This is a genomic window from Microvirga soli, assembly GCF_016734765.1.
Taxonomy (GTDB): Bacteria; Pseudomonadota; Alphaproteobacteria; order Rhizobiales; family Beijerinckiaceae; genus Microvirga; species Microvirga soli.
On the sequence record NZ_JAERQE010000021.1, the window covers coordinates 1 to 25,419 of the forward strand.

The 25,419-nt window shown below is 63.6% G+C and carries 35 protein-coding genes; 17 read left to right on the forward strand and 18 right to left on the reverse strand.

Annotated elements, in window-relative coordinates; genetic code table 11:
- The first annotated feature begins 66 nt into the window (after positions 1 to 66).
- Together JKL45_RS17315 and JKL45_RS17320 are read left to right on the forward strand one after the other, a co-directional pair.
- Entirely contained in the window at positions 67 to 576 is a 510-nt protein-coding gene (locus JKL45_RS17315) for a hypothetical protein (RefSeq protein WP_201862835.1), read from the forward strand.
- Positions 577 to 764: 188 nt separating this feature from the next.
- Positions 765 to 1,394 carry a peptidoglycan-binding domain-containing protein gene (locus JKL45_RS17320; protein ID WP_201862836.1) on the forward strand — a complete coding sequence of 210 codons (630 nt, stop codon included), beginning with the start codon at positions 765 to 767 and terminating at the stop codon, positions 1,392 to 1,394.
- 131 nt (positions 1,395 to 1,525) lie between these two features.
- Here the strand turns inward: JKL45_RS17320 and JKL45_RS17325 are convergent, their stop codons facing one another.
- The 9 genes from JKL45_RS17325 to JKL45_RS17365 form a co-directional block, all read right to left on the reverse strand.
- Positions 1,526 to 3,052, reverse strand: coding sequence for a methyltransferase domain-containing protein (locus JKL45_RS17325; protein WP_201862837.1), 1,527 nt, complete (start codon positions 3,050 to 3,052; stop codon positions 1,526 to 1,528).
- A 219-nt stretch (positions 3,053 to 3,271) separates the two neighbouring features.
- Positions 3,272 to 3,520, reverse strand: coding sequence for a ParB N-terminal domain-containing protein (locus JKL45_RS17330; protein ID WP_201862838.1), 249 nt, complete (start codon positions 3,518 to 3,520; stop codon positions 3,272 to 3,274).
- A 46-nt stretch (positions 3,521 to 3,566) separates the two neighbouring features.
- Entirely contained in the window at positions 3,567 to 4,274 is a 708-nt protein-coding gene (locus tag JKL45_RS17335) for a spermine/spermidine synthase domain-containing protein (protein WP_201862839.1), read from the reverse strand.
- 188 nt (positions 4,275 to 4,462) lie between these two features.
- On the reverse strand, positions 4,463 to 4,603 hold the full coding sequence (locus tag JKL45_RS17340) for a hypothetical protein (protein ID WP_201862840.1): 141 nt from the start codon (positions 4,601 to 4,603) through the stop codon (positions 4,463 to 4,465).
- Positions 4,604 to 4,640: 37 nt separating this feature from the next.
- The gene (locus JKL45_RS17345) at positions 4,641 to 4,946 is read right to left on the reverse strand and encodes a hypothetical protein (RefSeq protein ID WP_201862841.1); all 306 of its coding nucleotides are present in this window, start codon (positions 4,944 to 4,946) and stop codon (positions 4,641 to 4,643) included.
- Between the two features lie 50 nt (positions 4,947 to 4,996).
- The gene (locus tag JKL45_RS17350; RefSeq protein ID WP_201862842.1) at positions 4,997 to 5,290 is read right to left on the reverse strand and encodes a hypothetical protein; all 294 of its coding nucleotides are present in this window, start codon (positions 5,288 to 5,290) and stop codon (positions 4,997 to 4,999) included.
- Entirely contained in the window at positions 5,287 to 5,496 is a 210-nt protein-coding gene (locus tag JKL45_RS17355) for a hypothetical protein (RefSeq protein WP_201862843.1), read from the reverse strand. The genes JKL45_RS17350 and JKL45_RS17355 overlap by 4 nt, the downstream gene beginning before the upstream one ends.
- A gap of 118 nt (positions 5,497 to 5,614) precedes the next feature.
- Positions 5,615 to 5,824 (reverse strand): cold-shock protein, encoded by a 210-nt coding sequence (locus JKL45_RS17360; RefSeq protein WP_201862844.1) that lies wholly within the window; start codon positions 5,822 to 5,824, stop codon positions 5,615 to 5,617.
- A gap of 405 nt (positions 5,825 to 6,229) precedes the next feature.
- Positions 6,230 to 6,913, reverse strand: a complete 684-nt coding sequence (locus JKL45_RS17365) for a TetR/AcrR family transcriptional regulator (RefSeq protein WP_201862845.1) — start codon at positions 6,911 to 6,913, stop codon at positions 6,230 to 6,232.
- Between the two features lie 242 nt (positions 6,914 to 7,155).
- Between JKL45_RS17365 and JKL45_RS17370 the strand changes: the two genes are divergently transcribed.
- The 6 genes from JKL45_RS17370 to JKL45_RS17395 all read left to right on the forward strand — a co-directional run bounded on the left by JKL45_RS17370 (position 7,156) and on the right by JKL45_RS17395 (position 12,998).
- Positions 7,156 to 7,587, forward strand: coding sequence for a RidA family protein (locus JKL45_RS17370; RefSeq protein ID WP_201862846.1), 432 nt, complete (start codon positions 7,156 to 7,158; stop codon positions 7,585 to 7,587).
- Positions 7,588 to 7,672: 85 nt separating this feature from the next.
- Positions 7,673 to 9,220, forward strand: a complete 1,548-nt coding sequence (locus JKL45_RS17375; RefSeq protein WP_201862847.1) for an MFS transporter — start codon at positions 7,673 to 7,675, stop codon at positions 9,218 to 9,220.
- A gap of 218 nt (positions 9,221 to 9,438) precedes the next feature.
- Positions 9,439 to 10,260: an alpha/beta fold hydrolase gene (locus JKL45_RS17380; RefSeq protein ID WP_201862848.1), complete on the forward strand. Its 822-nt coding sequence runs from the start codon at positions 9,439 to 9,441 to the stop codon at positions 10,258 to 10,260.
- 5 nt (positions 10,261 to 10,265) lie between these two features.
- Positions 10,266 to 11,930, forward strand: coding sequence for an ATP-binding protein (locus JKL45_RS17385; RefSeq protein WP_210345817.1), 1,665 nt, complete (start codon positions 10,266 to 10,268; stop codon positions 11,928 to 11,930).
- A 49-nt stretch (positions 11,931 to 11,979) separates the two neighbouring features.
- A complete protein-coding gene (locus JKL45_RS17390; RefSeq protein ID WP_201862850.1) occupies positions 11,980 to 12,453 on the forward strand; it encodes a VOC family protein in 474 nt (157 codons plus the stop codon).
- A gap of 167 nt (positions 12,454 to 12,620) precedes the next feature.
- On the forward strand, positions 12,621 to 12,998 hold the full coding sequence (locus tag JKL45_RS17395) for a hypothetical protein (protein ID WP_201862923.1): 378 nt from the start codon (positions 12,621 to 12,623) through the stop codon (positions 12,996 to 12,998).
- A gap of 45 nt (positions 12,999 to 13,043) precedes the next feature.
- Here JKL45_RS17395 and JKL45_RS17400 read toward each other — a convergent pair whose 3' ends face one another.
- Positions 13,044 to 13,331, reverse strand: a complete 288-nt coding sequence (locus tag JKL45_RS17400; RefSeq protein ID WP_201862851.1) for a hypothetical protein — start codon at positions 13,329 to 13,331, stop codon at positions 13,044 to 13,046.
- 185 nt (positions 13,332 to 13,516) lie between these two features.
- On the opposite strand from JKL45_RS17400, the gene JKL45_RS17405 reads away from it, so the two are divergent.
- Entirely contained in the window at positions 13,517 to 13,753 is a 237-nt protein-coding gene (locus tag JKL45_RS17405) for a BrnA antitoxin family protein (protein ID WP_201862852.1), read from the forward strand.
- A gap of 18 nt (positions 13,754 to 13,771) precedes the next feature.
- Here the strand turns inward: JKL45_RS17405 and JKL45_RS17410 are convergent, their stop codons facing one another.
- Both JKL45_RS17410 and JKL45_RS30520 read right to left on the reverse strand, forming a co-directional pair.
- Positions 13,772 to 14,320, reverse strand: coding sequence for a sigma-70 family RNA polymerase sigma factor (locus JKL45_RS17410; protein WP_201862919.1), 549 nt, complete (start codon positions 14,318 to 14,320; stop codon positions 13,772 to 13,774).
- Entirely contained in the window at positions 14,310 to 14,549 is a 240-nt protein-coding gene (locus JKL45_RS30520; protein ID WP_201862853.1) for a NepR family anti-sigma factor, read from the reverse strand. The genes JKL45_RS17410 and JKL45_RS30520 overlap by 11 nt, the downstream gene beginning before the upstream one ends.
- A gap of 233 nt (positions 14,550 to 14,782) precedes the next feature.
- Between JKL45_RS30520 and JKL45_RS17420 the strand changes: the two genes are divergently transcribed.
- The 6 genes from JKL45_RS17420 to JKL45_RS17445 all read left to right on the forward strand — a co-directional run bounded on the left by JKL45_RS17420 (position 14,783) and on the right by JKL45_RS17445 (position 20,786).
- Positions 14,783 to 15,133: a HigA family addiction module antitoxin gene (locus JKL45_RS17420; protein ID WP_201862854.1), complete on the forward strand. Its 351-nt coding sequence runs from the start codon at positions 14,783 to 14,785 to the stop codon at positions 15,131 to 15,133.
- Complete coding sequence (locus JKL45_RS17425) at positions 15,123 to 16,625, forward strand: DUF7125 family protein (protein ID WP_201862855.1); 1,503 nt, start codon at positions 15,123 to 15,125, stop codon at positions 16,623 to 16,625. The genes JKL45_RS17420 and JKL45_RS17425 overlap by 11 nt, the downstream gene beginning before the upstream one ends.
- Complete coding sequence (locus JKL45_RS17430) at positions 16,622 to 17,710, forward strand: sensor histidine kinase (RefSeq protein ID WP_201862856.1); 1,089 nt, start codon at positions 16,622 to 16,624, stop codon at positions 17,708 to 17,710. The genes JKL45_RS17425 and JKL45_RS17430 overlap by 4 nt, the downstream gene beginning before the upstream one ends.
- A gap of 129 nt (positions 17,711 to 17,839) precedes the next feature.
- The gene (locus JKL45_RS17435) at positions 17,840 to 17,977 is read left to right on the forward strand and encodes a hypothetical protein (protein WP_201862857.1); all 138 of its coding nucleotides are present in this window, start codon (positions 17,840 to 17,842) and stop codon (positions 17,975 to 17,977) included.
- Positions 17,978 to 18,090: 113 nt separating this feature from the next.
- Positions 18,091 to 18,339: a DUF6894 family protein gene (locus JKL45_RS17440; protein ID WP_201862858.1), complete on the forward strand. Its 249-nt coding sequence runs from the start codon at positions 18,091 to 18,093 to the stop codon at positions 18,337 to 18,339.
- Positions 18,340 to 18,512: 173 nt separating this feature from the next.
- A complete protein-coding gene (locus JKL45_RS17445) occupies positions 18,513 to 20,786 on the forward strand; it encodes a bifunctional diguanylate cyclase/phosphodiesterase (protein WP_201862859.1) in 2,274 nt (757 codons plus the stop codon).
- A 21-nt stretch (positions 20,787 to 20,807) separates the two neighbouring features.
- Here the strand turns inward: JKL45_RS17445 and JKL45_RS17450 are convergent, their stop codons facing one another.
- The 6 genes from JKL45_RS17450 to JKL45_RS17475 all read right to left on the reverse strand — a co-directional run bounded on the left by JKL45_RS17450 (position 20,808) and on the right by JKL45_RS17475 (position 23,188).
- Positions 20,808 to 21,527 (reverse strand): lysophospholipid acyltransferase family protein, encoded by a 720-nt coding sequence (locus JKL45_RS17450; RefSeq protein WP_201862860.1) that lies wholly within the window; start codon positions 21,525 to 21,527, stop codon positions 20,808 to 20,810.
- A gap of 141 nt (positions 21,528 to 21,668) precedes the next feature.
- Positions 21,669 to 21,968 carry a 30S ribosomal protein S21 gene (gene rpsU / locus JKL45_RS17455; RefSeq protein WP_199046515.1) on the reverse strand — a complete coding sequence of 100 codons (300 nt, stop codon included), beginning with the start codon at positions 21,966 to 21,968 and terminating at the stop codon, positions 21,669 to 21,671.
- Positions 21,969 to 22,048: 80 nt separating this feature from the next.
- Positions 22,049 to 22,243 (reverse strand): hypothetical protein, encoded by a 195-nt coding sequence (locus JKL45_RS17460; protein WP_201862861.1) that lies wholly within the window; start codon positions 22,241 to 22,243, stop codon positions 22,049 to 22,051.
- Positions 22,244 to 22,259: 16 nt separating this feature from the next.
- On the reverse strand, positions 22,260 to 22,628 hold the full coding sequence (locus JKL45_RS17465; protein WP_312896980.1) for a DUF6481 family protein: 369 nt from the start codon (positions 22,626 to 22,628) through the stop codon (positions 22,260 to 22,262).
- Positions 22,629 to 22,671: 43 nt separating this feature from the next.
- Positions 22,672 to 22,872 carry a hypothetical protein gene (locus JKL45_RS17470; RefSeq protein WP_201862863.1) on the reverse strand — a complete coding sequence of 67 codons (201 nt, stop codon included), beginning with the start codon at positions 22,870 to 22,872 and terminating at the stop codon, positions 22,672 to 22,674.
- A gap of 106 nt (positions 22,873 to 22,978) precedes the next feature.
- Positions 22,979 to 23,188, reverse strand: coding sequence for a cold-shock protein (locus JKL45_RS17475; RefSeq protein WP_036357668.1), 210 nt, complete (start codon positions 23,186 to 23,188; stop codon positions 22,979 to 22,981).
- 561 nt (positions 23,189 to 23,749) lie between these two features.
- Between JKL45_RS17475 and JKL45_RS17480 the strand changes: the two genes are divergently transcribed.
- Together JKL45_RS17480 and trkA are read left to right on the forward strand one after the other, a co-directional pair.
- Positions 23,750 to 23,896 (forward strand): hypothetical protein, encoded by a 147-nt coding sequence (locus JKL45_RS17480; RefSeq protein ID WP_201862864.1) that lies wholly within the window; start codon positions 23,750 to 23,752, stop codon positions 23,894 to 23,896.
- A 129-nt stretch (positions 23,897 to 24,025) separates the two neighbouring features.
- A complete protein-coding gene (trkA, locus tag JKL45_RS17485) occupies positions 24,026 to 25,417 on the forward strand; it encodes a Trk system potassium transporter TrkA (protein WP_201862865.1) in 1,392 nt (463 codons plus the stop codon).
- Positions 25,418 to 25,419: the final 2 nt, after the last annotated feature.

Consider the following 25,419-nt stretch of genomic DNA (forward strand, 5'->3'; position numbering starts at 1 on the left):
TTGCTCACGTCGCGCCACACGGCGTATCACCTGCCGGGGCTCTAACGGCGGCTGGATGAAACTTCAGTGGCAGGTCATAGCAACCCTATTCCAGATGTTTTCTATGGAATAGATAGCTTTACGCAGATCGCTTTATGCTCCTCAAAGGATTATAGCCGCTCCTTCAAAAGCACGGGGATGACGCGAGATATTGCACTTTCAGCACTTAGAGAAATTGGGAGTATTGGTTTCTCTGAGTTTCCGCTTGACCGCAGCCAGTTTCTGAAGGCTGGGCTATGGCCGCTTGATGTGCCTTATCATGTTTGGAGCGGCTTCATGAAAGAGTTTAGGGATGATCCAAGCGCTTTGTTAGGAATCATATTCGTTTATCTAACTGTTACGACACTGCATAAACAAACTGACGAACATGCACAAAATTCAGACCAGTCAAATCGACAGTCCAACTTGATTATCAATCAATTTTTAGAGCGGGCTCTAAAAAGAACTGAAGTAAAAAGTCTTCCGTATTATACAAATATAAAGGCGGCCATTCAGCACAATAGCATTTATAAAGGCAGCCGACATCAAGCAGCCTAGGCGTTGAGAATGCCTGATGCGGTGCGCGATCTTTGATGTATGTACCAACCGCGCATTGCGTTATCCTTCGCTGCCAGCCTCAAGGTAAGGCGGCCGCGTCCGGCCTCGTCATTCTTTGACCACGTTCCTGTTCACCTTGGGCCGGCGATTCACCCCGCCGTTGCAGCCTGAACGTTGAAAGGACCATCGTGACCCGGACCCAGGACACACGAGCCACGACCACCCGCAAACTCATGATCTCCGGCCTCGCCGTCGCGGCCATCGCAGGATGGGGCGCCTATGGGTATTCGGCTCTCTCATCCAGGCAGATCGAACGACAGATGAACGGGCAAACGGCCGCGCTTCAGGATTATCAGGCGCAGTTTCTGACACAGCGCCGGAAAGCCGAGGAAGGCGCGCGCGAGGTCGCGCGGCTCCAGGAGCAGCTCGTGTCCGCACGAAGCGAAAACGAGCGTCTTGCCGTGAAGGCCAGGGAGGCTGAGGCAAACCTCGCGACCGCGCAAGAGCAACTGGCATCGCTTCAGAAGCTCAACGCGCCTCCGGCCCTCGGCAATGCGCCGGCCCTGCGCGGCATCACGCCATCGTCCGCAAAGCAGGATATCCTTGCCGCCCAGGAGACGCTCACGAAGCTCGGGTTCGGAAACCTCGAAGCCGATGGCGTCATGGGGCCGACCACCAGGCAGGCGATCGAGAGGTTCCAGCAGGTGGTCGGACTGACCGTCACCGGCGAACTGCATGGCCTGACGCTGCAATCCCTGATGCGATCCGCCAAAGTGGTCGCGGCGCAGAACGAACGGGCTGAGCAGCCCGCCGAGTGACGGCGGGTCGCGGACACATCCGCGCGCTTTCGAACCATGAGGGAGCTGCCGCATATCAAGGTAACGATCTGGACGAGATCGTTCCGGCGTTTCACTTACCTGAAGACAGCCTCCTGGCGCGTCCGCTCCCCTCACCGCCTCCGCATGACCACGTAGAGCCCCGGCACCGGGCGGCCGGCTTCGAGCCGGATGGTGCTCTCCTGGGTTTCCAGGATGACGAAGTCGTGGGCTGCGTCCTCGAGGTGATCGAGGGAGTGGGCGAAGCGGCCGGAGGGCTGCAGGGTGTAGCCGGTGCCTTCAGCACGCTCGATGCTGAGCGCGAACAGCCCGCCCGGCACCAGGGCGCCGGCGGCGGCGCGCATCAGGGGCTTGAGATCGCCAAAATAAATCAGCGAATCCGCCGCGAAGATGAGATCGAAGCGGCTTTGCGTGGCCGCCAGGTAGGCGCCGGCCTCCGCCTTGACGAGCTCCGTGTAGGGGCCGCGCTTGGCCGCCTCAGCCAGCATGCCTGCGGAGAGATCGAGTCCGGTCAGGTTTTCCCCGAGCGGCTGCAGTTCCGCGGCCGCAAGGCCCGTGCCGCAGCCGAGATCGAGCATGTGGCGAAAGCCGGTGCGGTGCCCGGCCACGAGCTTCGCCATCTGGCACGGGGCGTTGTACTGCAGGGCCTCGGTGAGCTTACTGTCGAACTGGGGCGCGAACAGGTCGAAATAGGTTTCGATGTACGCCGTGGGCGCGGCCTCCAGGCTGCGCCCCAGTACCGCGTCGAGCAGATAGCGCCGGACCGGATCGTCGGGCTGCTCGGCCAATCGCATCCGGCCAATCTCGGCGGCGGCCTCCAGGTGGCCGGAGGCGCTGAGCACGGAAAACGCATCGCGCGCGATGATGTCGAGATCCTCGCGGTCCTCGCCGGCGATGGCGTCGTAAGCCAGAAGCGCTTCGCGCACGCGGCCTTCGATCATGGCCTGGAACGTGATGGCGCGGGCCCGCTTCTGCCGGGTGGGCGCATCGAGCTCCAGGGTCAGCCGGGCGGCCTCGTCGAAGGCGCGCGCGCAAGCCCCGAAATCGCACACGATGAAGGACAGGTGGCCGAGGGCGAAATGCGCCAGGCCGTTGACGGGGTCGAATTCGACGGAGGCGCGCACGGCGGCGAGCGCTTCCTGGTAGTGCTTCTTCCTGAACAGCAGCAGGCCGAGCCCGAGATGAGCGGCAGGCGCCTTCGGGTCGAGCGCGATGGTGCAGCGGTAGGCTTCCTCGGCCGTCTCGGCGGCGTCGAGCCGGTCCGCGATGCTGGCCAGGGCCTGCCAGGATGGGGCGCTGTTCCGATCGAGATCGAGGGATGTGCGGATCGCCGTCAGGGCCTGCTCGTCGCGGTCCGAGGCGCTGTAGACGCTCGCCAGATCGCGCCAGAGATCGGGCTCCTCCGGCGCCAGGGAGAGCGCGGCCTCGAAGCTGCGGGCGGCGGTGTCGAAGCGTCCGTTCTCCCAGTGCATGAGACCGAGCTTGCGCAGCGCGGGCGCCGGATGCCCGAACCGGTCGAGGATGCGGCCGAAATCCGGCAGGCTTGCCTGGAGGCTCGCCACAAGCGCCATGGTGACGCCGACGTCGGGAAGATGGATGTTCGTCATGGTCAGGATCCGCATGCCTCGCGGGCCTGACATCAGGCCCCTGGTGCCCGGATACACCCGCTAGCTTTGCCGAGCCTTGCCTCGGCGCGATGCCGTCGAGAGGAAGTCGAGGTCAGCTAGAGCATCGAACGCAAAAGTGGACCCGGTTTTTCGCTGACGCGGCCCTCCGGGTCGCGCTCAACGATGCTCTCAATCAAGGAAGAAGCATCGGATGGATCCCAAAAGTACAAATCCACTTTTGGGTCCGATGCTTTAGTGCTTGCGGGCCTGCACCAAGTAGACGGGCACCGTTGTTTCTCCGAGAGCCCTGCAGGCTTCCAGGCGATGCAGACCCTCCACCAGGACAAAGCGTTTGCCGTCGGGCCGCACAAGGATGGGCGCCTGCTGCCCCTTCTCGATGATGCTCTCCGCCAGGGCGGCAACCTTCTGCAGATCCAGGGTCTGCCGACGCTGCACAGGCACGTAGACATCCTGGATCGGGAGGATCTGCTTCTTCATCATCTCTGCTGCTCCTGGTCCAAGGCTCGTGTCGATGAATGCTGTCGCTCTAGTTTCGTGCATGCTGCGGGGCCGATGAGCCCCCTGGCTTGGCGGCAAGCCAGATCGTGTGTCTCGCGCCACCACCCGTTCGCTTGGCGCGGGCACTGACCTCTTCCACGCTAAATCCCACCTTGCGCAGGCGCTGGGTGAAGGCTCTGCTGGGCGCCGATGACCACACGGCCAGGATGCCGCCCGGCGTCAGCGCTGTCCGGGCGTAGCCAAGCCCTTGGAAGTCGTAGAGGCTGTCATTGGCGCTGCTCGTCAGGCCCTCGGGTCCATTGTCGACATCGAGCAGAATGGCGTCGTAGGCAGACCTGCTCGATCGGATCAGACGCCCGACATCTCCCTCATGGATTCTGACGCGCGGATCGTTGAGGCTGTCGCCGAACACTTCGGCCATCGGACCTCGCGCCCAAGCCACAACAGCCGGGAGGAGTTCGGCCACGGTCACCTCGGCGTCGGAGCCGAGTTCGGCAAGGGCCGCGCGAAGCGTAAAGCCCATTCCCAACCCGCCGATCAGGATCTTTGGTCGCTCGCGGCCCTGAATTCTCAGGCATGAGAGTTTGGCAAGCGCCTCCTCGGAGCCGCTCAGGCGGCTGTTCATCAGCTCGTTGCTGCCCAGCATGATGGAGAACTCGGAGCCGCGCTTCTTGAGGCGCAGTTCGCCCTCGTCACCAGGGATTTTCGCCGTGTCGAGTAAGACCCACGGGATCATGAAATGCTCTTCGTGTAACAGTAGTTTTCTCGCCCCGGCACATGCACGGTTGAATGCATTTGCCGGGAACATTCGGACGATCAACGCACGCTCACGCATGCGTTCGGTCACCGCATCATGGTCGCCGGCGCGAACGTGTTCAATCAACGCGTCGAGCAGAGTCATTCGCCAGCCGGTGCGCGAGGCGCCTATCGCTTGCCACCAGACGGTTTCGCCGGCGTCCCGCTTTTACCCTGGTTCGCGAAGGGCGAGGTTGGGATTGCATCCTTGGGCTTGTCCTTCTTCGGCTTCTTCGCCTCGCGATTGCTGCGCTGTTCGCCTTTGGCCATGGCCCGCCTCCGTTATTCGCTTGTGGGTGAGATCATCTCAGTCGTCGGCTGTCTTGTCGAGCAGATGGTCGAAATCAGCCATGACGCGGTCGATCAGCTTGCGGCGGCGCAGATCGCTTGCATCCAGGCCTTGCGCGAAGAGGCCAAGCAGGTAGCGCGCCTTCTCCACCGCCTCGTGCCAATCGGCCGCGGGTGCGGCCGCCAGCAGGTCTTCGAGTTCCGCCTGTCTCGTGCGCAGCGCCTGCTGGTCGGCTTCGACCTCGGACCGCAGACGTCGAAGATCGGTTGCCTTCTGAGCCGCCATGCCGCGATGAGCATCGAGATTGGTTGGTTGATCAGCCATCGTCTGTTCCTCCGCGTTCGCTACCTTCGTGTCCCCAATGGGTCGATGCCTCAAGCGCGTTCGACCAGCAGGCGAGCCAGCATCTTGGCCACGCGCTCATTCTCGTCAACGGGCTCAGGCGTTACGCCGTGCCACTCATGAGCTCGAAGTGCCCATCCGACGTCCGATACGCTGCCGAGCGGCTCGTGCGGCCAAGCGGGCTCGCCCGTCGGCGTCAGGATCATAAACTGCCGCGAGGCCTTCATGCCCACGCGGGCGACGTACAGAATCTCGCCGCCCCGTCGCAGCAGCGCGACCGGCTCGTAGATCTGCGATCCCCGGAAGAAGGCTTCGCCGCTGGTCAAATCTCGGATATCCGTGCTGTGATCTCGCCCTCGCGCACGGCGCGCTCGCCGAAGCCGGAGGACTTGATACGGTAGGAGAATTCACCGGTGTGGTCGGCCGGCATGAGGCGGGTCACCTCGTAGATGCCGCTCGCACTTGCACGCTTATCCGAAATACGCGGATGGGTGATGCGGACCATCTGATTAACTCGGTACTTATGGGACATTCTGTTCACCTAGAAATTGATCATCATTAGGCTGGCTACAAATGAAAAAGCCGCTCCCGTGCGGGAGCGGCTTCAAGGCTTAGCGGCGCAGACTGTAGCCTGTGCCCACCATAAGCGGTTAGGCCATCTCGATGTTGTTGACGGCAACCTTGCCGGAACGACGATCTTCAGCGGTGTCGAAGGAGACCTTCTGGCCTTCGACGAGACCGCGCATGCCGGCGCGCTCGAGAGCGGTGGCGTGAACGAACACGTCCTTGCTGCCATCGTTCGGCTGGATGAAGCCGAAGCCCTTCATGTCATTGTAGAACTTTACTGTGCCCGTAATCATGGGGGTAACCTTTCGCAGTTTTTGCAGATGCACGTGAGCGGAGAGCGCGCAGAAGCGCGACCTCAACTCGGTTCGTCGATGTAATGGTAAGAAAGTCCGAACGTGCGCCTGGGAAAAACCAAAAGCGAAACGACCCGATTGTCCGGCCAAAATCCGATAAGAATTATATAAATCTTTTATTCACTAATAGCAAGCACTGCCGTTCACTTGATTTTATCTGAATAAAAACTCGCAGAGTTCAGCATAACCAAGAGACGAAAACTGTAAGTGGCCGGGAGCATCGCTCGGAGTATTGTAGAGCTCATTCCGTGTATCTTCACCTGCCGCTCCCCCTGCCCCATCCGACATGGCCGGCAGTTCTCCTTTGCGCGATCAGAGACATTCTCGTCCACGAGGTGGAGAATTTCACGGCCTCGGCGCAATGCCGTCGAGCAGGAAGTCGAGGCCCTTCCGGAAAGCGCCGTCCCAGTCGTCGTCCAGCAGAAGCCGGGAACGCTCGATGGTCGGATAAAGCCGGCTGAGATCGGTGAGGCGCCGTTGCGCGGCGGCCCTGTCGTCGTCCGAGAGATCGAAGCTGCCCCGGGTGACCGTGGCGCCCATCACGTAGTTCCAGAGCGACCAGATTCCGGCGTTCAGATCCGCGTCCGCAACACCGGCTTCAGACAAGGTCTTGGACAGTTGCTCCAGGCGGCCGAGGATGTTCGGGCCGAGCGCCCGGCGCGGCAGCAGCGAGGCCGACCACGGGTGGCGCTGCATGCAGGCGCGCCAGTCTTCCAGCATGTGAACCACATCCTCACGCCAGTCCTGAAAGCCTGCCGTTTGCGACTCGCGATAGGCGAGCACCGAGTCGAGCGCGAGATCGAAGACCTTCTCCTTGCTGTCCACGTGCCAGTACAGGCTCATGGCGCCCGCGCCGAGCCGGTCGGCGAGCCGCCGCATGGACAATCCATCGATGCCGTGCGTGTCCAAAAGCTCCACGGCGGTCGCCACGATCCGCTCCAGGGACAGCGGGGGCTCCTGGGCGGATCGGGGGGATGCCCCCGTCCGTCGAGGCCGCTTGCCTGCGACGCTGCTGCGTTTGGCTGCCATCCGTCTTTCCCTGCCGCTCGAACGCCGATCTATGCCGACAACGGGAGAGATGTCGACCCCGGACCGTTGACTCGTACCTGGTACGATGGCACTTGATCGTACAGCGTACGAGTGAATCATAGCGACGGCGGGTTGAAGGTCAATTCCGCCGGCCGCCGGGGCTCAAGGATTCCGGCTGCGAGGGCCGGGAGATCATCGTACCGCGCGTAATCAGGCATCTCTCTTTCGGAGGACCAATCATCATGACCATGGGCATTTCCACGACGGCGGGCGATCGCAAGCTCACGATCGTCAACCCGCAGAACCTCTACGACCCCACGCCGAACGGCTACAGCACGGCGGTGATCGTGCCCGTTGGCGCCAGGGTGGCGTATATTTCGGGCCAGGGCGGCCAGGACGGCACGGGAAGCCTGTCGCCGGACTTCGCCGTTCAGGTGGAGCAGGCCTATGCCAATCTGCGCGCCGCCATCGAGGCGCTCGGCGCAAAGCCCGATCAGGTCGCCAAGCTGACGGTTTTCGTGGTCGATCACGACATGTCCAAGCTCGACGTGCTGACCAGGAACGTGAAGGCCATGTTCGGCGCGGCATTGCCGGCGCAGACCCTGGTTCCCGTCCCCAAGCTCGCCATCGACCCCATGCTGTTCGAGGTCGAAGCGGTGGTCATGCTGGATTAGTGCAAGCATCGATTGGGCTGTTCGGGTTGCCGAATCCGCGTGTGAGCGTGTAAGGAGCGGCCCCTACAGCGATGAAAGTCGGCTCATGCAAGTACAGGCAATTGTTCAAGACCAGCCGCTTGCTGGGCGCCGTGAGTGGATCGGGCTCTGCGTTCTGTCGGTTGCCTGCCTGATCTACTCGATGGACCTGTCGGTCCTCTTTCTGGCGATGCCCGCCATCGTGGCGGATCTTGACCCATCGGCATCCGAACTTCTCTGGATCAACGACATCTACGGCTTCATGGTCGCGGGTTTTCTCGTGACCATGGGCACGCTCGGCGACAGGATCGGCCGCAGGCGCGTGCTGCTCATCGGCGCCTCCGCGTTCGGCGCGGCGTCCGCGCTCGCTGCATTCTCAAGCACGGCGCAGCAGCTCATCATCGCGCGCGCTCTGCTCGGCATCGCCGGCGCGACATTCGCTCCGTCGACCCTGTCCCTCGTGGTCAATCTGTTTCACAACGAGAACGAGCGGCACCGCGCCATCGGCATCTGGGGCGGCGCCTTCGCGCTGGGCGGGTTGGTGGGACCACTCATCGGCGGGGCGCTGCTGCAATACTTCCATTGGGGATCGGTGTTTCTGATCAACATCCCGATCATGCTCGCGCTGCTCGTCGTCGCGCCCTTCCTGCTGCCGGAATACAAAAACGAGGGCGGCGAGAAGCTCGATCTCATCAGCGTGGCGCTGTCGCTTGGGACCGTGCTGCCGATCATCTACGGCTTCAAGCACATGGCGGCGGATGGCTTTGCGCCGCGCCAGTTGGTGGCCATCGCGGCCGGTCTGCTGATCGGTGTCTTGTTCGTGCGCCGACAGAAGACCCTCGCGCATCCGCTGATCGATCTGCGCCTGTTCCGCATCCCGGCTTTCACCGCCTCGCTGATCGTCAACCTCGCCGGCATGTTCTTCGTGTTCGGCGTGTTCCTGTTCCAGAACCTGTTCCTGCAGCTGGTTCTCGGCCTGTCACCACTCGAGGCCGCCGTATGGTCCATACCGTCCGCGCTCGTCTTCACGATCATGTCGTTCCAGGCCTACCGCTTCACGAGCCGTCTCGGGCCGGTCAAGACCGTTCTGCTTGGGCTGCTCGTTTATACGGTCGGGGTCTCCGCGATGGCCGTTGCCGCCTATGCCGAGAGCCTTGTCGGCGTCCTGACGGCCAGCATGCTGGTGGGTCTCGGCTTCGTGCCGGTGGTGCTCACCACGACGGGACTGATCGTCGGCACCGCACCGCCGGAGCAGGCAGGCTCCGCCTCCGCGATCTCAGAGACGAGCGCGGAGTTCGGCGGCGCGCTCGGCGTCGCGCTTCTCGGAAGCCTGGGAACGCTCGTCTACCGCACGACCATGGACGGTGTGGACCTGAGCGGGCTGAACGCCGCGCAGCAGCTCGCCGTCTCCGCCACCCTTGCCGGCGCGGTCGAGACCGCCAAGGCGATGGGCGGCACTGCACCGGCATGGCTGGAAGCGGCACGCAGCGGCTTTTCGCTGGGCTTTGCCGCCTGCTGCGCTCTCGCGGCCATCACCCTGCTCGGCCTGGCGGCGCTCGCACGCAGGATCTATGCCAGCGCCCATATCGAAGAGAATGCGGCGGTGCATCACTAGGGAGGTCTACGACGGTTGTCGTTCCGCCAATTCGGAAAACTCTGCGGAGCCAACGCAATTGGTCTTGATCCATGATCGGCCGGGATGGTCGATCTGTTGAAACGGAGGCAGACCCATCTATTTAGGTGGGTTGAATAGCGAAGCTAGCACCCGCCGCTATAAGCGAGCGGCACCCACCCCAGCCATCTGCCTTGGTCTTTGGCGTCCGCGGAGCTCCCATGTCTGCCGTTCTCAAGCGAAACAATGTCAAGGTTCTCGGCCAGGGTCAGCAGCCCATGATCTTCGCCCATGGCTATGGCTGCGACCAGAACATGTGGCGGTTCATCACCCCGGCCTTCGAGGACCGCTACAAGATCATCCTCTTCGACCATGTCGGGCACGGGCAGTCGGATGCGGCAGCCTTTGACCAGGCGAAGTATGCCTCGCTCGATGGCTACGCCGACGACGTGCTTGCGATCTGCCGGGAGCTGAACCTGAAGGACGTCATCTTCGTCGGCCACTCCGTCAGCGCCATGATCGGAATCCTCGCGGCCAACAAGGAGCCGGAGCGGTTCGACCGACTGGTCCTGATCGGCCCCTCCCCCCGCTACATCAACGATGGCGATTATGTCGGCGGGTTCAAGCAGGAGGACATCGAAGGCCTGCTCGACTTCCTCGACAGCAACCATCTCGGCTGGTCCAGCACCATGGCTCCGGTGATCATGGGCAATCCGGACCGTCCGGAGCTCGGCGAGGAACTCACCAACAGCTTCTGCCGCACCGACCCGGACATCGCCAAGCACTTCGCCCGCGTGACATTCCTCTCGGATAACCGAGCCGATCTGCCCAGCGTGAAGACCAGGGCGCTCATTCTTCAGTGCTCGCAGGATGCCATTGCTCCCGAGGCGGTCGGGCGCTACATGCACCAGAGCCTTCCGGGCAGCGAATTCGTTCAACTGACTGCCACAGGACACTGCCCGAACCTGAGCGCTCCTGAGGAGACCATTGCCGCCATGGAAGCATTCCTGAGCGATCCGACTCCGGCAAGAGCCGTCGCATAGTGAAGATGGACCAAGGGTCGCTGATCGAGACGGCTGAGGAACTCTACGAGAGCGCTCCCTGCGGCTACCTTTCGACCCTGCCCGACGGCACCATCATCAGGGCCAACCAGACGTTCCTCACCTGGATCGGCATGGACCGGCAGGAGCTCGTCGGGCACAGGTGCTTCCAGGACATCCTGAGCATCGGCGCCAAGATCTTCTACGACACGCACCTGACGCCGCTCCTGCGGATGCAGGGCTTCGTGAACGAGATCGCCTTCGATCTCGCCTGCTCCGATGGACGTGCCCTGCCGGTTCTGGCCAACCTGGTCCAGAAGCGGGATGCGAATGGCCGTCCGATGGTTCATCGCATCACCCTCTTCAACGCCACCGACCGACGCAAGTACGAGCGGGAGCTTCTCCTTGCCCGGCAGAAGGCCGAGCGGGCCACCCAGGAACTCAAGCGCCTGAACGAGACACTGGAGGAGCGGGTCGCCCAGGAGGTGGCCGAGCGCCTGAAGGCCGAGGAGGCTCTCCGGCAGGCTCAGAAGATGGAGGCCATCGGTCAGCTCACCGGCGGCATCGCCCACGACTTCAACAACCTGCTCACCATCATCGTCGGCAATATCGAGCTCCTCCAGCGCCGCCTTCCGGAAGGATCCGACCGCCTCCAGCGGGCCGCCACGCACGCCATGGAGGCAACACGGCGCGCCGCGACCCTGACCCAGCGGCTCCTGGCTTTCTCCCGGCGCCAGCCGCTCGATCCCAAGCCCATCGACGTCAACAAGCTTGTGGCCGGCATGTCCGACCTCTTGAGGCGGACGCTCGGCGAGGTGGTCGTGCTGGAGACCGTGCTCGGCGGTGGCCTCTGGCGCTCACAGGCTGATCCGAACCAGTTGGAGAATGCGATCCTCAACCTGGCGGTGAACGCCCGCGATGCCATGTCGGAGGGCGGCAAGCTCACCATCGAGACGGCCAATGCCCGTCTGGACGAGGCCTATGTGGAGGCTCTGGCGGAGCCCGTGCCGCCCGGGCAGTATGTGCTCGTGGCCGTCTCCGACACCGGCACCGGAATGGACAAGGCCACGATGGAGAGGGTGTTCGAGCCCTTCTTCACCACCAAGGAGGTGGGCAAGGGCACCGGACTGGGCCTGAGCCAGGTATACGGCTTCGTCCGCCAGTCCAACGGCCATGTGCGGATCTACAGCGAGCTCGGCGAAGGCACGACGATCAAGATCTACCTGCCCCGCCTGATCGGCTCCGACGAGGAGCCCGCCGAGATGCCGTCGAAGAGCCCCGTGATGGTCAGGGGCATGGGCGAGACCATCCTGGTCGTGGAGGACGAGCCCGATCTGCGCACCTATACCACCGAGGCGCTCCGGGATATGGGATACCGCGTCCTCGAAGCCGGCGACGGCCGGGGAGCCCTTGAGATCGTCGAACAGCACCCGGAGATCGACCTGCTCTTCACCGATGTCGTTCTGGCCGGAGGGATGAACGGGCGAGCGCTCTCGGACGAGGTTTCCCGACGCAGGCCAGGGCTGCCGGTTCTTTACACGACCGGCTACACGCAGAACGCCATCGTCCACCACGGTCGCCTCGACCCCGGAATGCATCTGATCGGAAAGCCCTTCACCTATGCCGAGCTGGCCTCCAAGGTAAGGCGCATGCTCGATGGAGATCAGTTCTAGAGCGGTTGTGAACGGGCCGAAGTCGACTTCAGAGCGAAAGGAACACGCGATGGCGAAGAATACGATCTGCCTCTGGTACGACAAGGATGCCGAAGCTGCCGCGCGCTTCTATGCCGAGACCTTTCCCGACAGCGCGGTGCATGCGGTGCACCGTGCGCCCGCCGACTTTCCGTCCGGCAAGGCGGGCGATGTGCTGACTGTGGAGTTCACCGTTGCGGGCGTGGCCTGCCTCGGCCTCAACGGCGGCCCCGCGTTCAAGCACAACGAGGCCTTCTCGTTCCAGATCGCCACAGACGATCAGGAGGAGACCGACCGCTACTGGAACGCCATCGTGGGCAATGGCGGCCAGGAGAGCGCGTGCGGCTGGTGCAAGGACCGGTGGGGCGTGTCGTGGCAGATCACGCCGCGTGTCCTGATGGAGGCGCTGGCGGCCGGCGGCGATGAAGCCAAGCGTGCGTTCACGTCCATGATGGACATGACGAAGATCGACGTCGCGGCCATTGAGGCGGCGCGGCGCGGCTGATGCTTCAGCGTCGTACAGTGTTCGGCCAGAGCTGTGCGGCGCCCCTGTTTTCGGAACTTACGCCCCTCCCCCCGGTTCACCCAGGCGCCCGTTTTCACGTATTAAGACGCCGTTCTGACAGGATGTTCGCGCGCATTCCCTGAAGGCGTCGCCTGATGGAGGCCCACATGCGGAAAGCCCTCATACTAGCAGCGGGACTGGTCCTGATCGGAACGTCGGCCTGGAGCCAGAGCCCGTCGCGCGATGACGACGATGATCGCCATGGACGGTGGTATGACAGCCGCGACCGATGGGATGGCGACCGGGATCGCGACGATAACAGAGGCGAGCGTCGCCGGCGCGCCATGCGTGACGACGATGACGACCGTCCCGGCGGCAATGCCCATTTCTTCGTGCGCAGCGGCGACACGCAGCTTCGCGTGGTCTGCAGCGACAGGGAATCGACGCAGGCCTGTGTCGATGCGGCACTGCGGATGTTCGATCGGGTGCAGTCGCAGCCTCGCGCGGCCACGAGTGCGCCGACGCCTCCTGCGACGTCTCAATAGATCATCGAGGCAGGTGGCCGGGGAGATGCCGCCGGCCTTGAAGAATTAATCTTCGCAAACCCGGTAGCGTCGGACGACCGTTTCGCCGAAGCGGTTCCGCTCGCGCCGGGTCTCGTAGTAGCAGTCGCGGTCACGCGAACGGCGGCCGCGATCCCAGTCACGATCACGGTCGCGCCAGTCTCTGTCACGCTCCCAGCCTCGGTCGCGTTCCTGCCAGTCGCGGCCGTTATCCCAATCGCGATCCATCCTGGGCTGCGCGGACACATCCGTGGCGAGGCTGCCTGCGAGCAGGCATCCTGCAAGAACAGCCGATAAGCGTCCAAGCTTTGTCATGGCCAATCTCGACCTCCATAGGGACATGGAGGTCAACAGAGATGATCACATCTCGTTCCTGTAGTGATCGAGCCGGCAGCCCGACCTTTTTGAAGCGACGTACCCTTCCTGATTTCACGCAGACCTGCCATGATCGCACAGGCAACGATCGAGCGGCTGCCCAACATCTCAGCGGGGAGAGAGATATGTCGAGACCACCGGGAGGACGCAGGCCGACCGATCCTTTCAAGGCAGCCGAGGCTGCCTTCAAGAAAGCCACAACCAAGCCCGTCGAGGGACCCGCGCAGGCTCCCGCCATCCCAGGCGTTAAGGAAAGCATCACCCTGCGGATCGACCAGGATGTGCTCGAGTATTTCCAGCAGGACGGTCCGGGATGGCAGGACCGCATCAACGCCGCCTTGCGCAAGGTCGCCGGCAAGTAGGGATCGTTCCGAGCGGCCTCAGGATGTCTGCATGAACAACGCGGCCTTGACCAGGCGGTCGGGGCCGAGATCTTCCTGGGCATCGAGGGCCAGGAGTTCCGCAAGACGGGTGCGGGCGCGGTTGATGCGGCTCTTGATCGTGCCGAGATTGGTGCCGCAGATCTGCGCCGCCTCCTCGTAGGACACGCCCTCGGCGCCCACCAGCAGCAATGCCTCACGCTGCTCGACGCTGAGCTTGGCCAGAGCCACCTGCATGTCGGTGAAGTCCAGGCGCGCGCCCTGCTCCGGCATAACGGCCAGCTTGCCAGCCAGCACGCCATCCGGATCGTTCACCTCGCGGCGTCTCTTGCGGATATCCGTGTAGAACTGGTTGCGCAGGATGGTGAACAGCCACGCCTGCATGCTCGTGCCGGGCTGGAACTTGTCGAGATTCTCGAGACCGCGCAGGAGCGCCGCCTGCACGAGATCATCGGCATAGGTGACGTTGCCGGTGAGCGAGATGGCGAAGGCGCGCAGGTGCGGAATGGCCTCCAGCATCGCCTGACGGACAGGATCCTCACTCGCCATCGCGGTCACGTTCTTTCCCGTCCATCTGCTTCAGGAGCTGGACAAACCGATCAGGTACCGGCTCGCTCATGAGCTGGGCGTAGTAGGTCTGGAGCTGCTCGCCCAGGAAGGACGCCACATGAGGCGGCAGGGTCGGCTCCGGTCCGGGATCGCCGGTGACGTTGAGAAGATCCTCAAGGGCCCCCGGCTCTTTCAGAGCGTTGCCGTCTTTGTGATTGTCGTTGGACACGCTCGCTTCTCCAGACAAGGCCAAGCTGCCCTGCGCGCCGGTTGCGCTCGGAGGACACCCTCTGCCTTAGCTCACTCAAGAGGCGCTGCCATTAACCTACGATAAGCGTGTGCGGAGGTGCCGGACGGCCCCCAGGACGTTTCCAGCGATATTACCGCACCCAAGCTCGGCAGGATCTTGCCTTTCGCCGCCTGTCACCCATAACGCTACAGTTGGCCAACAAAGGCAGGATCATGCCCCACTCCCGAGACGCTCTTCCGGTGGCTCCGCCCCACCCGGGATGGATTCTGCGCGATCGGGTTCTGCCCGGTCTCGGCCTGTCCGTCAGCCAAGCCGCCCGCGAGTTGCGCATCGCCCGCCAGACGCTTCATCGCGTCCTTGCCGGCAGGGCCGCTGTCAGCCCGGAAATGGCCACCCGCCTCGCCCGGCTTTCAGGCACGGCGCCGCGATTCTGGCTCGAGCGGCAGCAGCAGCACGACCTCTGGCACGCGCAGCAGGCCCTGACAGGTATCCTCGGGCTGATCCCGACCCACACGCTTCCGGCCGCTCTGCAGGCCGAGATCGGACTTCATCATGACCGCTAAACCTCAACGCGCTCCGAAAGCGCGGACCGGGGTCGAGGGCCTGGACGACATTCTCGTCGGAGGCTTGGCGCCTGGGCACGTCTACCTATTGGAGGGCAGCCCCGGCACCGGCAAGACCACTATCGCACTCCAGTTCCTGCTCGACGGCGCCAAGGCCGGAGAGACAGGGCTCTACGTTACCATGTCGGAGACGGAAGCCGAGCTGCGGGACGGCGCTGCGTCCCATGGCTGGAGCCTCGGCGACAGGGTGCACGTGTATGAACTCGTGCCGCCGGAGAACCTGCTCGACGACGAGCACCAGCAGAGCCTGCTCTACTCGTCCGATCTCGAACTTGGTGAAACCACCAGAGCCGTGTTCGCCGCCATCGACCGGACGAAGCCGGTCCGCATCGTAATCGACAGCCTGTCGGAGATCCGCCTTCTGGCGCAGAGTTCCCTGCGCTATCGCCGCCAGATCCTGGCCATGAAGCACTACTTCGCCCGCCAGGGCTCAACGGTTCTCCTCCTCGACGATCTGACCACGGACACCAACGACAAGACCGTTCACAGCCTCGCCCACGGGGTGATCCGCCTGGAAGGGCTGACGCCCAATTACGGCGCCGAGCGCCGTCGCCTGCGGGTGATCAAGTATCGCGGCCAGTCGTTCCGGGGCGGGTTCCACGACTACATCATCGCCGAGGGAGGCGTTCAGGTGTTTCCGCGCTTGGTCTCCGGTGAGCATAAGACGGGCTTTGCGCGTAATGTCCTCACGAGTGGAATCGGCGAGCTCGATGCGCTTCTCGGTGGCGGCGTCGAGCAGGGCTCGAGCACCCTGGTGATGGGACCGGCCGGAACGGGCAAGTCGCTCCTGACGGTGCAGTTCGCCATCTCGGCGGCGCAGCGCGGCGAGAAAGCGGCCCTGTTCATCTTCGACGAGGAGCTCGGCCTGCTGATCGATCGGACCAAGCTGATCGGCATCGACCTCGATGCGCTGTGCGCCTCCGGCAACCTTTTCATCGAGCAGGTCGATGCCGCGGAGCTCTCGCCCGGCGAATTCACCGATCGGGTGCGTACCAAGATCCATCACCATGGGGTGAAGACGGTCGTGATCGATGGCCTCAACGGCTACCAGGCCGCCATGCCAGAAGAAGAGTTTCTGACCCTGCATATCCACGAACTGCTGCAATATCTCAACCGGCAGGGTGTCTCGACCTTCCTGACGGTTGCGCAGCACGGGCTCGTGGGCGACATGAAGTCCCCCGTCGACGTCACCTATTTGTCGGATACCGTGATCCTGCTGCGCTACTTCGAGGCGTTCGGTCAGGTCCGGCGGGCGATATCGATCATCAAGAAGCGGTTCGGCTCGCACGAGAACGCCATTCGCGAGATGCGGATCACCAACAAGGGCATTGCCCTTGGCGAACCTCTGGAGGGCTTCCAGGGCATCCTGCGCGGCACCCCGGTCTTCACCGACGGCGACCGCACGCGGCTGCTCAAAGATCGCGCCGAATGAACGACAGCCTTCATTCGCTCTCTGAACGCGCGATCATCCTGGCGCCCCATGGGCGGGATGCGGCGATTGCCGCCGACATCCTGCGCAGCGTCGGGATCACGTCGGAGATCTGTCCCGACATGCCGGCGCTCGTGCGCGAGATCGCGCAGGGCGCGGGCTTCGCGCTCGTGACCGACGAGGCGCTCCGCACGGCCGACCTGAAGGACCTCTCCCGCTGGCTGCTGGATCAGCCGCCATGGTCTGATTTCGCGTTCGTGATTCTCACCCTTCGCGGCGGAGGCATCGAGCGCAATCCGGCCCTGACGCGCCTGTCCGAGGTGCTCGGCAACGTCGTGTTTCTGGAGCGTCCCTTCCACCCCGGCACGCTGGTGAGCGTTGCCCGGTCCGCCTTGCGCGGGCGACGCAGGCAATACGACGCCCGCGCCCGCCTCGAGGAGCTGCATCAGGGCGAGGAGCGCCTGACATCTGCTCTCGACAAGGAGAAGCGCGCAGCCGAGCATCAGCGATTGCTCATCGACGAATTGAACCACCGGGTGAAGAACACCCTCGCGACAGTGCAATCCATCTCGGCCCAGACCTTGCGCACGGCCGACACGAAGGAGGACGCGCGCGAGGCGCTGGAGAAGCGGCTTCTCGCTCTCTCCCGGGCGCACGACGTGCTCACCCGTGAGAGCTGGGAAGGAGCGGACCTCGTCGAGGTCATCGAGAAGGCGATTGAGCCCTATCAGGTGTCGGGGGAACGCCGGTTCCACATCAAGGGCCCGCACGTGCGCGTGACGCCCCGCATGTCGCTCGCGCTCGCCATGGCCATGCACGAGCTGGCAACCAACGCCGTGAAGTACGGCGCCCTGTCGAACAAGACCGGCACCATCGAAGTGTCATGGAAGGTGCAGAACGGGGCTGCCCCTCCCCGGCTGGCCCTGAGCTGGACGGAGGCTGGAGGACCGCCCGTGGTGGCGCCGCGCCGGCGCGGCTTCGGGTCCCGGCTGATCGAGCGGACTCTGGCCAACGACTTGGATGGTCACGTGGAAATCGCCTTCGGTCCAGCAGGGGTTGTCTGCACCGTGGATGCCCCCGTTGCCTAGATGCCCGAAGGACATTTGCGGGACGCTGGCCACTGTCGCAGCATCCCGGTCACAACTGAGCAGTATTGTCGCCACAATCGCCAACAAGGATCCGATTGTTCTGATTCCAGCCAACGGTTGCGAGGGTTCATGACCCATAGGGATCGCGTTGTGCGCTATGGCCGCCTCGGCCTCATCCTGATGGCTTTCGCCATAATCGGCGGGGTTGTGGCCGAACCGCTTCTGCGGCCCTTGTGGTCGTCACCTCTGACGATTGCCCAGAAGTAGCCCATGCCGGCACCGGCATCACGCCGCCGCGTCGGCTGGCAATTCCGGAGGTCGCCCGGAACCCAAAGCATCCGGCCCGATTGGCCTCTATAGCTCAAGCTTCAGGAACACCCATGCCGCGCTACTTCTTCAACGTGCATATCGGTGGTGATGCCCTCGCCGATCCCGAAGGGCAGGAACTGCGCGATGCGGATCAGGCCTGGGAGGTGGCGCAGACCATGGCCAGGAACCTGATGGGCACCGAGTTCGAGCGGCCGGTCAACTGGGCCACGGCCCATATCGAGGTGAAGGACGACATGGACGAGATCGTTCTGGAGTTCCCCTTCCTGGAAGCTATCCCGTTCACGCAGCAATCCCATTGAGGCGTCAAGGCTCCCCAAGGAGCGCGCTTCACGCTGCTTGAGCCCTTCGAACAGACCCAAGCTTTGCTTTTTTACCTAAAGGAAGCTCAAGGCCGGCAGAAGTTAACGGAATAACCACACCTGAGGGCGGATGGTGGCGGGGATCGTCGCTCCCAGGCCTCATCGAAACCATAGTGCCCGCCTCCCTGATCATCACCCTCAGCATCGTTCTCGCGGTGGCCGTCCTGGCCGGCGCCGTGCTTCTTCTGGTGCGGGGCTACACCGACGATCTCGCGCGCGCCGAAGGCGATCTGGCGAACCTGGCGCTGACCCTCCAGGAGCGGACGGACGGCATCCTGCAATCCATCGAGGGCGTTCTGCGGGATCTCGTCGAGCGCATTCCGCAGGCGAGCCTGCGGGCATCGGAGTTCGACGGCTTCGCCGGATCGCAGGCCACGAAGCTCGTTCTGGTCGGCGCCTCCTGCTCCCTGCCCCAGTTCGTGCGCATCGATCTCGTCAACGCCCGCGGCAGGCTCGTCGGCACCTCGAACCCGCGGCCGATGTCAGATCCCATCTATCTGACGAACGCATCCTACTACCAGGCCCTCTCGACGGATCCCTCGCTCACCTCCTACCTGAGCGAGCCGATGCGGATCCGCGCCACGGGCAAGAAGGTTCTGTCGCTGGCGCGCAGGATCAACGACACCGAAGGCAACCTCCTCGGCATCGTCGTCTCCACCATCGATCTCACGCATTTCGAGACGCTCTACAAGGAGCATCTGCGCAAGCCCTCCTCGGCCGTCACATTCTATCGGCGCGACGGCGTGGTTCTGGCGCATATCCCCAATTCGGAGCGGGCGCTCGGCCGCAAGATCTGGAAGCCCGACACGCCGCTGCAGCGGATGATCGCGAAGAACAGCCCGACGCTCATCCGCGACGTGAGCTGGATCGACCGGCAGGAGCGGCTGTTCGCCCTGCACCCGCTGGCCAACCAGCCGGGCGGCATTGCGGTGAGCCGCACCGTGGCGGAGCTCATGGCCGGGCAGCGCCTCGAGGCACGGGTGGTCGGGTTCATCGCCTATCTCATGGGCGTTGCCGTCGACACGGCGAGCCTCATCGGCTTGCGGCATGTGAGAACCGGCATCTTACGGGCCGCGAGCGAGAGCTACCTGTCGCGCCACGATGTGCTGACCCGGCTCCCCAACAGGCCGTTCTTCATCGAGGAACTGAAGCGGACCTATCTCGCTTCTCATCGAACAAGCACGGATTTCGCCCTGCATCTTCTCGATCTCAACCGCTTCAAGGACATCAACGACAATCACGGCCACGGCGCGGGAGACGAGATCATCCAGACGGTGGCGCGGCGCCTGCGCGAGCGTCTGCGCAAGAGCGACTTCCTCGCCCGCATCGGGGGCGACGAGTTTGCCATCATTCAAAGGCCGGTCAGGGACCGGCAACAGGTCACGGATCTCGTCACCGCCATCCAGGCCGCCATGAAGACACCCTGCACGGCCGGCAACACGGAGGTCGACGTCGGGTTGTCCGCCGGAATCGCCGTCGCGCCCTCGGACGGCAAGACCTCGACCGAGCTCATGCGAGCGGCCGACATCGCGCTTTACGCGGCAAAATCCGACACCAACGGCAGCTACCGGTTCTACGACTCGAACATCCAGGATTCCCGCGCGGAGCGTCGTGCGCTCGAGGGGGCCCTCAAGAGCGCCCTCGACAACCGGGAGTTCGAGCTGTTCTACCAGCCGATCCTCGATCTCGCGACGAACCGGATGTGGGGCTGCGAGGCCCTGGTGCGCTGGAAGCACGCGACCAAGGGGATGATCCCTCCCCTGCAGTTCATCCCGACCGCCGAGGATTCAGGGCTCATCGCGCCCATCGGCGACTGGATCTTGGAAGAGGCTTGCTCGACGGCCATGACCTGGGGCCTCCCGTTGAAGGTCGCGGTCAATCTCTCGCCGGTGCAGTTCAAGCGCCGGGACGTGTTCGCCAGCGTCACGAAGGCCCTGAACCTGTCCGGCCTGCCGGCTCACCGCCTCGTTCTGGAGATCACGGAATCCGTCAAGCTGAACGAGGAAGCGACGGCGGCGCTCAGGCGGCTCAAGACCTTGGGCGTGGGGATCTCGCTCGACGATTTCGGGACCGGCTACGCGTCGATGAGCTATCTCAGGAGCTTCCCGTTCGACAAGATCAAGATCGACCAGTCCTTCGTGCGCGGCATGAGCGACTCGGCGGGCAGCCGTGCGATCATCAAGGCCACGATCGGGCTGGCGAACGACCTGAAGATGAGCACGACGGCAGAGGGCGTCGAGACGCAGGAGCAGCTCAACGCCCTGCGCGTGGCCGGCGCCTCGCAGGCTCAAGGGTATCTGATCGCCAAGCCCATGCCCCGTGAGGCGCTTGCGGCTTTCATGGCGGAGGTTGAAGGCCTTCAGCAGCCAAGGCGCGCCATCGCCTGATGGCCCGCGGCGGCGATCCGGTCAGGCGGCCTGCGGCCATGAGTGCTGCCGCTCCGCCTCGAGCAGTTGCTCGGCCCTGCGGGTGAATTCATCGCCGGGCAGGCCCGGCTCGATCGGGTCGAGATAGGAGACCGAGATGGTCCCTCCCCGCTTGACGGGCCGGTCCACCCCCCAGAAATGGCCGGAATTGAGGGCGACCGGCAGAACCACCCGGTCGAGCTTTGTATAGAGAAGCTCCACGCCGCGCTTGAACGCGATGGGCTCCGAGACGGACTTGCGGGTGCCCTCCGGGAAGATCAGCACGGAGCGCCCTTGAGCCAGGGCGGCCCGGCTCTCGTCCACCATCTTCCGAACGGCCTTCGAGCCGCTCTCCCGGTCGATCAGGATCATCGGCGACTTGCGCAGGAACCACGAGAAGATCGGGATGGTCAGGAGCTCCTGCTTCGCGACGATCGCCACATCCGGGAAGAGCGCCAGGAAGGCCAGGGTTTCCCAGGTCGATTGATGGTTGGCGATGATCAGGCAGGGCTCGTCGGGAATGTTGTGGAGTCCGCGCTCGGTATAGGTCAGGCCGACGATCCATCTCAGGCCGAACAGGATGCCGCGTGCCCACAGCCGCGAGGCCAGGCGCACGGCGCGCTCAGGCGAGCCGCACAGCCACAGCACGGCGAGAACGGGTGCGAAGAGACCGGTCCAGAGCGCCAGATAGACATCGAAGAGTTTGGAGCGGAGAAGCTGCATGGCAATGAAATGCTTTAGATGAATCAGTGTCTGATGCCATCACGCTCTGCCGCGATGCCGCCTCACGATCAACAAAACATGAAGCGGCGCATGATCACATGCGCCGCCTGCAAGACCGATAAGGAGTCCTGGTGTCAGGACTTACTCTGCAGCCTCGGTACGGGGCGCGGCGCTGGGAGCCGCCATGGGGCGGCGAGCACCGGCGGCGCCGGGACGGGGCTTCGGCTTGGGAGCTGCAATCAGCCCTTCGCGGATCGCCTGCTTGCGGGCAGCCTTGCGATTGCGGCGGACGGCCTCGGCCTTCTCGCGGGTCTTCCGCTCAGACGGCTTCTCGTAGGCCTTCCGCGCCTTCATTTCGCGGAAAATGCCTTCGCGCTGCATCTTCTTCTTGAGCACCCTGAGAGCTTGATCGACGTTGTTGTCGCGTACCAGAACCTGCAATGGATGTCCTCTCTCTAGATTGGAGTGTTGCTCTGCCCGGCCTGCGCCCGGCGATTGATCGTGAGTTCGGCGCGATGCGCCTAGGCGCTCCGGATCTCGCCTTCGCGCACGGCCTTTTCGGTCATGCCAGACTTGATACGGTATGACACTTCGCCGGTCTGATCGGCCGGCATGAGACGCACGACCTCATAAACGTTCGCGGAATTCGACCGGGTATCGGAAAAACCCGGCTGCGCCAGCCGAACCATCTGTCGAACTTTGAACTTGTGAGTCATCGTTTCGGTTCCTCTCTTACTTGCGGGCCTTGCGGGCCGCATAGCGGGCGTCGCGGGCTGCCTTGCGCTCGACTTCGAGCCGTGCCTCGTCCGCAGCCTTCTCGGCCGCCATCCGCTCGTCCTGCTCCGCCTGTTCGGCTGCGCGAGCTTCGCGCTCGGCCGCCATGCGGGCCTCGTCGGCGACGCGCTTGGCTTCATCGGCAAGGCGCTTGGCCTCGCGCTCGGCGGTTCTGGCATCGCGCGCGGCGCTCACCGACGCCCGTGCAGCCCGCCGCTCAGCAACCGCCGGATCGTCAAGTCCCGGACGCTGCCGAAACTTTTCCGCCATGGCCTGCTTCGCGTTCTTGGCCGCATTGAGCCGTTCGCCGAGATCCTGATGCTTCATTCCGCTCATTGTTCCTGTTTGATGCTTCGTTGGACGAAGCCGATTACCGGACGCGCCTTATGGTGGCGATGTCGCCGCCCGGAAGAGTGCCCTGCTCCTGCTGGGCGCGCGCGATCAGGCCGACCGCGCGGGGATCGTTGGCCTTCCCCGGATTGTCGACCCAGAGATAGGCCCTGCGTGCATCGGCATAATCCACCACGAACATCACGGATTTCGCCGCAGTTGCTTTTCGAAATGTGTTCATTGGGTCCTCGCCGGTATCCCATCGAAGATGGGGTTGCACAAAGCAGAAGCCGCCCCACGCGGGAGCGGCTTCATCGTCAGGCGCTGTAGGTGGCGCCCATCATTCTTTAGGCCGTCTGGATGTTGTTGACGGCAACCTTGCCGGAACGACGATCTTCGGCGGTGTCGAAGGAGACCTTCTGGCCTTCGCGAAGGCCGCGGATGCCGGCGCGCTCGAGAGCGGTAGCGTGGACGAACACGTCCTTCTCGCCATTGTCGGGCTGAATGAAGCCGAAGCCTTTTTGATCGTTGTAGAACTTAACGGTGCCTGTCATCATGGCAGTATTCCTTGGAGTTTATGCATTAGTGCACGTGAACACGAGGACGTGCGTGAGCACGACCCCGGGCTCGGGTTCGTCGAAGTTTGGGAGAGCGTCTGAACGTGCGCCTGGCATGCCAAGGCGAAACGGCCCAATTGTCCGGCCAAAGGTCGATGATCCTGATGTAGGGCTTCCAACCCCCAAATACAAGTCACCATTTTGAGAAAGTGCCTATACTCCTGTGAGCATTGATGGTCGAGGCAGGCCCGATTTTCAGGAAAATCACGGAATAATCACGGCCTGGCTTATGGTTTTACTTTCCTCGAAAGCGCCAATTCATCCGATTCCGCTAAGTATCATCTTGCCATGAGCAGGCATATGCCCCATATGTGTGCATCCAACCGAGATGTTCGGCCTGCTCTCCCTAGCTCGTGATCGAGCCGCCGAGCCCGCTTACCGTTCCCATCGTTTGCTACCTCCAGCCCTTTCGGGCGGATTTCTGCCGGTCGGTGCCCTGCGCCGACGGCATCATCACAACTATGCCGTCCAGGCCATGCCTGGTGCGGCCACAGGTTCATTATGTCGAGTGTTATTCAAGTTCAGAACGTCAAGAAGTCCCCGCAGCATGCCAAGGCCCCTCAGCAGGCCAAGGCCGCCCAGAAGCCGCAATCCTCCGGCCTGTCACGGGAAGAGATCCGCCAGATCGTCCTCGAGATGATCGGCTGATCGCCCAGCACCCCACGCCTAAGAACCATAGGCGCACCGCCTATGAACTCCTGAAAGGGGTCCGTGTCCTCCACGGACCTCTGCCCTACATTACCCCGGAACCAAGCGTATCCGGGGAGTGAAGTCGCCGTGAGAGTGATCGTCTGTGGTGCCGGACAGGTCGGATCGACCATCGCCCGCCACCTCGCCTCCGAGGGCATCGATGTGACGGTGGTGGATCTCTCACCCGAACAGGCCCGGCGGGCGGACGAGAGTTACGATGTCCGCGGGATGGTCGGCCACGCCGCTCATCCCGAGGTTCTCGAGCGGGCGGGCGCGCAGGATGCGGACATGCTCATCGCCGTGACCCAGTCCGACGAAGTCAACATGGTCGCCTGCCAGGTGGCCTATTCCCTGTTCAATGTCCGCCGGCGCATCGCCCGGGTCCGGCATCACGGCTATCTGGAGCCGATCTGGAAGGGTCTCTACGCCTCCGATCAGCTGCCCATCGACGTGATCATCTCACCCGAGGTCGAGGTGGCGAACGGAATCGTCCGGCGCCTCAAGACGCCGGGTGCCTTCGACACCGTGCCGCTGGCCGACGGTCGGGTTCACCTCCTCGGGGTCCATTGCAATACGAGCGGATGCTCTCTGGTTGGGCGACGGATGAAGGAGCTGTCCACGTCGGGCGGTTCCGGGATTGTCGTCGGAGTCATCGTGCGCGACGGCCATGCGTTCGTGCCGCGGGCCGAGGATCAGGTGCAGCAGGGCGACGATATCTACGTGATAACGGAAACGAGCCACGTGGACCGTGTCATGGCGTATCTCGGCCATGAGGAGCAGGTCGCCCGCCGCATCGTGATCGTGGGCGGCGGCAATGTCGGGTTCAACCTGGCGACCCGGATCGCCCGCCATGCTCCCCATGTCTCGCTCAAGATGGTCGAGCATTCGCGCGAGCGGGCCGAGTACGTCTCCCGCGAGCTGCGCGATGCCGCGGTGGTGATCCAGGGCGATGCGCTCGACAAGGAGGTGCTGCTCGAGGCCAATGTCCAGAGCGCCGATACGATCATCGCCGTGACGAACGACGACGAGACCAACATCTTCGCGTCGGTTCTGGCCAAGCGCGAGGGCTGCACCCGCGCCATCACCCTGGTGAACAAGACCTCCTACGAGCACGTTCTGCCGGCACTGGGCATCGATGCGGTCGTGAGCCCGAGCGCCATCACGATCTCGACCATCCTGCGCCATGTGCGCCATCGCTCGGTCTCCGCCCTCTATACGCTCCGGGAGGATTTCGGCGAGGTGATCCAGGCGACGGCCCAGGAGGGCTCGCGGCTGGTGAAGGGCACCCTGCGCGAGGCCGGCATGCCGGACGGCATGCTGATCGGAGCCATCGTCCGCAACGGCGAGGTGATCATTCCGACCAGCTCGACCCGCGTGCATCCCGGCGACAGCATCATCGCCGTGGTGGCCTATCGGGCCCTGCGCAAGGCCGAGGCCATCCTGGCCGGTCCATCGACCGAAACGGGAAGCCAGGTCTAAGC